Origin of the sequence: Pseudomonas sp. Sample_9 (genome assembly GCF_004307535.1) — a bacterium.
Taxonomy (GTDB): Bacteria; Pseudomonadota; Gammaproteobacteria; order Pseudomonadales; family Pseudomonadaceae; genus Aquipseudomonas; species Aquipseudomonas mercuritolerans.
Genome location: NZ_RAZO01000089.1, coordinates 1 through 5,891, shown reverse-complemented (window position 1 = coordinate 5,891; position 5,891 = coordinate 1). Strand labels below are relative to the sequence as shown.

Annotated in this window: 5 protein-coding genes; 4 read left to right on the top strand and 1 reads right to left on the bottom strand. The window is 62.9% G+C overall.

Going from position 1 to position 5,891, the window contains the following annotated elements; all coding sequences use genetic code 11:
- On the bottom strand, positions 1 to 1,414 hold a 1,414-nt coding region (locus D6877_RS04890), incomplete at its 3' end, for a phosphotransferase (RefSeq protein WP_153189061.1).
- A gap of 161 nt (positions 1,415 to 1,575) precedes the next feature.
- On the opposite strand from D6877_RS04890, the gene rfbC reads away from it, so the two are divergent.
- The 4 genes from rfbC to D6877_RS04870 are packed head-to-tail and all read left to right on the top strand — an operon-like array spanning position 1,576 to position 5,802.
- Complete coding sequence (gene rfbC / locus D6877_RS04885) at positions 1,576 to 2,121, top strand: dTDP-4-dehydrorhamnose 3,5-epimerase (RefSeq protein WP_130910039.1); 546 nt, start codon at positions 1,576 to 1,578, stop codon at positions 2,119 to 2,121.
- Between the two features lie 41 nt (positions 2,122 to 2,162).
- On the top strand, positions 2,163 to 3,971 hold the full coding sequence (locus tag D6877_RS04880; RefSeq protein ID WP_130910038.1) for an ATP-binding protein: 1,809 nt from the start codon (positions 2,163 to 2,165) through the stop codon (positions 3,969 to 3,971).
- Positions 3,968 to 5,350 (top strand): sigma-54 dependent transcriptional regulator, encoded by a 1,383-nt coding sequence (locus tag D6877_RS04875; protein ID WP_016772163.1) that lies wholly within the window; start codon positions 3,968 to 3,970, stop codon positions 5,348 to 5,350. The genes D6877_RS04880 and D6877_RS04875 overlap by 4 nt, the downstream gene beginning before the upstream one ends.
- Positions 5,347 to 5,802 carry a YiiD C-terminal domain-containing protein gene (locus D6877_RS04870; RefSeq protein WP_130910037.1) on the top strand — a complete coding sequence of 152 codons (456 nt, stop codon included), beginning with the start codon at positions 5,347 to 5,349 and terminating at the stop codon, positions 5,800 to 5,802. The genes D6877_RS04875 and D6877_RS04870 overlap by 4 nt, the downstream gene beginning before the upstream one ends.
- Positions 5,803 to 5,891 lie beyond the last annotated feature (89 nt).

Below are 5,891 nucleotides of genomic sequence, written 5' to 3'. Positions count from 1 at the left end.
ACAGGCGAACGCTGAACTGTGGGCCATCGAGTTGCAGCGCACCGTTTGCCGCTTGATTCAGCACGCCGGCGAATGGCGCTTGCACTTCGGTTCCAGTCGGCACACGCAATTCGACATGCAACGGGAACGTGTCCGGCTCAGTCGCGCAGTCTGGCCGAGTACGTGACAAGCGATACTGGCCATAACGCGTCGCCGCCAGCCCATGTACCGCTGCGGCCTCTGTCAGCAAGCGCTGATCGATGCCCTGCTGCTCCCAGTTGCCCGCCTCGAAGTGCGGGCTCAAAACGCCCAGATCGATCAGCGCAAATTCGCGCCCGACCAGTTCGGGCAACAGCGGCGCGAACTGGTTTTTTTCGATACTCGGCAGGGGCTGGGCCACGGCGGTGAGAATTGCCGCTTCCATCAGCGCCTGTGGCACCGATGTCGCGACGCGAAAGATTTCCCACTCGTGACCGAGATTGTCGCGGCTATACGTATTGGTGGGATCGATGCTCACCTGTTGCTCGCCACTGAGCACCAGCACCGCCGCCCGCGCCACGATCAATGGCCACAGCGCTTGCAGTTCTGGGTACTGCAACGGATTGACCGCGTGATAGGCCTTGACCGCCGGCAGGATTACAAACGGATCGCCATCGGCGTGATGCAGCAAAGCCGCACAGGTCACCGACAGATCGGTGATGCGCCAGGTGCGCACCAGATCACCGAAGTCGATCACACCCTGCAACTGCCAATGCCGCTGGGCATCACGCGCCCAGACGACGTTGTCATCGGTGATGTCCATGTGAATCGCCTGCACCGGCAGTTTGTCCAGCAACGGCTGCAAACGGCGCTCGGCCTGCTCGGCGGCAACGCCGATCGCCGCACGCTGCTGCGCGTCAGTGACCACCGGCAACAGATGACTGATCAAAGCGTTGGCGTGACGCGCGTCCCACTGCAAGGTGCGTTCAAGACCCGGGTGATCGAAACCTGCCAGGGCCAGATCCATCTCGCCACAGAGCCGGCCAAACCCGGCGACCACGCCCTGGCCAAGATGATCGAAATCGGTCAACGGCTGGCCGTCGATGTACTCCAGCAACCGCACATGCACCGCTTCGCCGTTGGCTTGCAAGGACAACAGGTCTTCACCGTTATTGGCAGCAATCACGCGAGGTACCTTGATCGCCGAGTGCTCGGTCAGATACTTGAGGCCGGCGTGCTGGGCTTGCAGCTCCACAAGGGCGTAGTCGCCACGGCAGACTTTCAAGACGAAGCGCCCGCGCGCACTGTCGACGCGATAATTCAGATCCTGCTGGCTGCCCAGCGCCTGCAACGTACCGACAAGTCCGTAATATTCGGCCAGCCATTGCAGCGCCTGCGCCTCTGAAACCTGCGGACCGGGCAAACTGGCGCGATGAATCAACGTGGCGAGCGGCATGAAACGACCCCTGAAATTTTATTAGGCGCTTATATCGCCATTGCCTTGGCGGTTACGCAACCCCCGGCTTCAATGAACGCTCCAATTCAAACCCAACATTCGCGCCCCGCAGCGCTTTGCGCAAGAATGTCGGCCATTCACACCTATCAATGGAAATCCCCATGAATGTCATCACCACCGATCTGCCCGGTGTTCTGATCATCGAACCCAAGGTATTCGGCGACGAGCGCGGTTTTTTCTACGAGAGTTTCAATGCCAAGGCGTTCCGTGAGGCGACCGGCCTGGATACGCAATTTGTACAGGACAACCATTCACGCTCGCAGAAAGGCGTGTTGCGCGGCCTGCATTACCAGTTGCAGAACACCCAGGGCAAACTGGTTCGGGTGACCGCAGGTGAAGTGCTCGACGTGGCGGTGGATATCCGTCGCAGCTCGCCGTATTTCGGCAAATGGGTGGCGGTGCGTCTGTCGGCGGAAAACCATCGCCAACTTTGGATACCGGAGGGTTTCGCCCACGGTTTCGCCGTGCTGAGCGAGTTCGCTGAATTCCTCTACAAGACCACCAATTATTACGACCCGTCTTCCGAGCGCAGTATTCGCTGGGACGACCCGGCGCTGGGCATCGACTGGCAACTGGACGAAGCACCGAAGCTATCGGCCAAGGACCAGACGGCCGCGCTGCTCAAGGACGCTGACGTCTTCGCCTGAGGCCGGGCATAATGCGCCAGTTACCTCAGGCGCATCGGCTCATGAAACCACCGCTTCCCCGCAGACCTCGCTGGCGCAGCCTAGCGCTGTTGGCCCTGTGCCTGGCGCCGCTGCTGTGGCCACTGGAGCATCTCGCCGAACGCTATTACCGCAGCGAACTCGCCGGACAGAACCGCCAGACCCTCGATCTTTACGTTGCCAACCTGCTCGGCACCCTGCATCGCTATGAAGTGTTGCCGCAGATTCTCGGCGATCTGCCGGCCCTGCGCGCGGTGCTTGGTGCGCCGGACGACGGCGTGACCCAAGGCAATGCCAATCGCCTGCTGAAAAACATTGCCGCGCAGACCGGCGCCGAAGTCATGTACCTGATGGACACGTCCGGCCAGACCCTGGCGGCATCGAACTGGGACAAACGCGACAGCTTCGTCGGCCGCAATTTCGCCTTCCGCCCGTATTTCAGCGAAGCCATGGCCGGGCGCCTCGGGCGCTTCTTCGGCCTCGGAACCACCTCGGCCAAACGCGGCTACTTCTTCGCCGCTGCTGTGCGCAACGGCGAGAAAATCATCGGCGTGCTGGTGATCAAGGTCGACCTCGACCACACCGAAAGCCTGTGGGGCAAAACCCCGGAACAACTGCTGGTAACCGACCACAACGGCGTGGTCATTCTCACCTCGCGCCCGGAATGGCGCTTCCGCTCCACCCGCGAGTTGAGCGAAACCGAGCGCGCCGCGATCACTGCGATCCAGCCCTACCCGACCCGCGAACCCCGACCGCTGAATCTAAGCCCGGACGCCTGGCTGACGCAGACCCACGACATCGCCGAAACCGGCTGGAGCGTGAGCATCCTCGCCCCGCGCACGCTGATTGATCGTCCGGTGCGCACGGTGGTCGCGATCGGCGGCGCCACGCTGTTGGTGGTCATGCTGCTGGTGGGTTTGATGATGCAACGTCGCCGGCACTATCTGGAGCGCATCGCCTTTGAGGCCAAGGCGCGCCGCGAACTGGAAGGCCGGGTTGCCGAGCGCACCAGCGATCTGGAAGGCCTCAACCGCCGTTTGAAACAGGAAGTGCTTGAGCGCGAGCACGCGCAGCAGGAGCTGGTGCGCGCCCAGGACGATCTGGTCCAGGCCGGCAAACTGTCGGCGCTGGGGACCATGTCGGCGAGCATCAGTCACGAACTCAATCAGCCGCTGGCGGCAATTCGCAGCTATGCGGAAAACGCCGAAGTGCTGCTCGATCATCAGCGCACCGAGGACGCCCGGGGCAACCTCAAGCTGATCAGCGAACTGACCGGGCGCATGGCCTCGATCATCGCCCACCTGCGCGCCTTCGCCCGCCGCGATCGCCACGCACCGGAAAGCGTCGCTCTGCAACCGGCGTTGGACGATGCGCTGGCATTGCTGGCCAAACGTCGGCGCAGCATGGAAGTCGAACTGATTCGCGACTTGCCCGCCGCGACGCTGTGGGTCGAGGCCGGCGAAACCCGATTACGCCAGGTGCTCGGCAATTTGCTGGCCAACGCCCTCGATGCGCTGACCGAAAAAGGCCCGCCGCGCAAATTGTGGCTGAGTGCCGAAGCCACCGCCGACGGCGTCAATCTGTACATTCGCGACAACGGCCCCGGGTTCTGCATGGAAGCCCTTGGCCGCGCCAGCGAGCCCTTCTACACCACCAAGACCCGCACCCAGGGTCTGGGTCTGGGGCTGGCCATTTGTGAAACGCTGATGCGCGCCTTCGGTGGCGAGCTGTCGTTCGCCAACCACAAGCAAGGCGGCGCCCTGATCACCCTGCGCCTGCGCGCCGGTGCGCCCGGAGTCAGCCTGCAACCGTCCGAGGATCGAAGTGCATGACCATCGACAATCGCATCCAGGTAGTGTTGATCGACGACGATCCGCACTTGCGCCAGGCCCTCGGCCAGACGCTGGACCTGGCCGGCCTGAAAATCCTGCCGCTGTCCGAAGCCAAGGGCCTGGCCGCGCAACTTGAGCGTGACTGGCCGGGGGTGGTGGTCAGCGACATCCGCATGCCGGGCATGGACGGCCTCGAACTGTTGAGCGAGTTGCATGCACAGGATCCCGAGCTGCCGGTGCTGCTGATCACCGGCCATGGCGACGTACCGCTGGCAGTGCAGGCGATGCGCGCCGGCGCTTACGATTTTCTGGAAAAACCCTTTGCCAGCGATGCGCTGCTCGACAGCGTCCGTCGCGCCCTCGCGCTACGGCGGCTGGTGCTGGACAACCGCAGCCTGCGTCTGGCCTTGAGCGACCGCAACGAATTGAGCGCGCGACTGGTCGGCCATTCGACGCCGATGCTGCGTCTGCGTGAGCAGATCGGTGCGCTGGCGGCGACCAAGGCTGACGTGCTGATCCTCGGCGAAACCGGCGCTGGCAAAGAGGTGGTTGCCCGCGCGCTGCACGACTTGTCGAGCCGCCGCAACGGTCCGTTCGTGGCGATCAACGCCGGCGCGCTGGCCGAATCGGTGGTGGAAAGCGAGCTGTTCGGTCACGAACCCGGCGCCTTCACCGGGGCGCAAAAACGCCGCATCGGCAAATTCGAATTCGCCAACGGCGGCACGCTGTTTCTCGACGAAATCGAAAGCATGAGCATGGACGTGCAAGTGAAACTGCTGCGCATGCTGCAGGAGCGCGTTGTTGAACGCCTGGGCGGCAATCAGTTGATCCCGCTGGACATCCGCGTCATCGCCGCGACCAAGGAAGATCTGCGCCAAGCGGCGGATCAGGGCCGCTTCCGCGCCGACTTGTATTACCGTCTCAACGTCGCGCCGCTGCGCATTCCGCCGTTGCGCGAACGCGGCGAAGACGCATTGGTGCTGTTCCAGCATTACGCCGACGAAGCCAGCGCCCGCCACGGCTTGCCGCCCCATGAGCTGCAACCGGCACACCGCGCCCTGCTGCTGCGCCACACCTGGCCGGGCAACGTGCGTGAACTGCAAAATGCCGCCGAACGCTTCGCGCTGGGTCTGGAGCTGGCTCTGGACAACAGCGCCGATGGCAGCGGCGGCACGCCTGTCGAAGTGGTCAGCGGCGGCCTCAGCGAGCAAGTGGAAAACTTCGAGAAATCGCTTATCGCCGCCGAGCTGGCGCGCTCGCACAGCTCGGTGCGCAGCCTCGCCGAAGCCTTGGGTATTCCGCGCAAGACCCTGCATGACAAGTTGCGCAAACATGGCCTGAATTTCGGCGACAGCAGCCACGGGGAAGACAACGAATGAGCAGCGCAAGCGAATACCTGCAAACGGTGCTGCACCACGACATCCCGCTGACCGCCGAGATGGGCCTCGAAGTGCTTGAGTGGCGTGAGCAGCAATTGAGCCTGCACCTGCCGCTTGCGCCTAACGTCAATCACAAGAGCACCATGTTTGGCGGCAGCCTCTACTGCGGCGCGGTGCTGGCCGGTTGGGGCTGGTTGCATTTACGTTTGAAGGAAGAAGGGATTGCCGACGGACATATCGTCATTCAGGAAGGACAGATCAGTTATCCGCTGCCGGTGACCGGTGATGCCGTGGCCATCTGCCCGGCGCCGGATGCGGCGGTGTGGAAGCGCTTTGTGACGATGTATCGGCGATATGGGCGGGCGCGGCTGACGCTGGATACGCGGATACTGAATGCGGGAAGTGAGGACGAGGCGGTTAGATTTACCGGGCAGTACGTTTTGCACCGTTGAAGATCAACAGCCCCTCACCCTAGCCCTCTCCCGAGGGAGAGGGAACCGATACGGGGATGCTACAGATTTACGTCGACCTGAAACTGCTT